General features: G+C 58.1%; 1 protein-coding gene. It reads left to right on the top strand.

Annotation, left to right across the window (positions count from 1 at the left end):
* The coding region (locus GX466_09470) for a hypothetical protein (protein ID NLH94424.1) at positions 1-1538 on the top strand (1538 nt) is incomplete at both ends.

Here is a 1538-nt window from a genome sequence, read left to right as displayed (position 1 = left end):
GTTCCCGCGCTCAAAGTCTCAGGTAACATCACCACCCCCTCAGGCGGACCGTTCTCCGGGGTGGAGGTATCCACAACGCTGGCAAACGGCCAGATCCGCAAGGCGACGAGCAACGTTGACGGGAAATTCCTGTTCAACGGGCTGCCGCGCGGTGAGTACGTGTTCACTCCTCTTATGACCGGCTACAACTTTAACCCTGCCGCTTCCGCTCCGCAGGTGTTGGACGACAGCGACCTGAGCGGCGTGAATTTCACCTCCAGCCTGGCGCCGATTTTTTCCATCTCAGGCACGGTGAAGGACTACCAGGGGCAGGTGCTCGATGACGTTACCGTCTCCATTGACAACGGGCAGGCACCCGTGGTCACGCAAAGCGATGGTAAGTACGCTTTTGGCGAACTGACCCTGGGCACCTACCAGGTGAGCGTTTCGCGGGCGGGTTATCTCTTCCCCGTGCCCAGCCAATCGGTCACCATCAGCGGCGTGAGTCGAACCAATATCAACTTTTCCGGTCTGCCGCTGCATTCGATCTCCGGACGTATTACCTACAACGGCGCGCCTTTGCCAGGTGTGACCGTGGATGACGCGCTCGGGCACACGGCGCTGAGCGGCGTGGATGGCACATACCTGTTCGAGGACCTCACCCCTGAGGTCTACACCCTCACCCCCTCGCTGGAAGGATACGCTTTCGTACCGGGCTCACGGCAGGTGACCCTTTCCGCGGTGGATGTGCCCGGGATGAATTTTTCCGCCGACAAGCTGGGGGTGAATGACCCGCCCTTGGTGCTGGACATGCCCGATCAGCAGATCGTCGAGGGCGAAACCTTCACGACGATCAACCTGGATGACTATGTCGTGGATGTCGACAACCCGGTTGAGGAAATCGAATGGACGTTCACGGGGAACACCGACCTCAACGTGAACATCACAAACCGCGTCGCCACCATCACCCTCCCGCACGCTGACTGGTTCGGGTCGGAGGTGATCACCTTCAGAGCCACTGATTCTGACGGGCTGTATGGCGAAGACGCGGTGACCTTTACCGTGACCCCGGTCAATGACGCGCCGGTGATGGTTGAGAATATCCCGGACCAATGGGTGATACACGGCGCTGCTTTTGCGCCCATCGAACTGGATCGTTATATCTCGGATGTGGATAATAGCGCGGATGAGATAAACTGGTCTGTTGCAGGCGACACCAACCTCGACGTCACGATCATCGACCGCGTGGCCACCATCACCCAGCGCGAGGCGAACTGGTCAGGCAGTGAGACGGTCACTTTCAGGGGCACAGACCCTGAAGGGCTGTTTGCCGAGCAACCGGTGAACTTTGACGTCGTCGCGGTTAAACCTACCGTGGGGCAGAAGCTGACTGCTAAAAGAGTGACCTTCGAATGGTCGGGTATCACGAACGCCAACCAGTACAACGTCCAGTTATCTCTGTCAGACACTTTTGACAAAATTCTGCTGAACGCTACCACATCGAACCTGCGCTTTGCCTACGGCAGCGACCTTGCCAATGGAAAAACCTATTACTGGCG

The organism is Candidatus Cloacimonadota bacterium (assembly GCA_012516855.1).
Taxonomy (GTDB): Bacteria; Cloacimonadota; Cloacimonadia; order Cloacimonadales; family Cloacimonadaceae; genus Syntrophosphaera.
The sequence above is the reverse complement of the archived record's forward strand: the minus strand, read 5'-3'. Positions and strand labels throughout refer to the sequence as shown.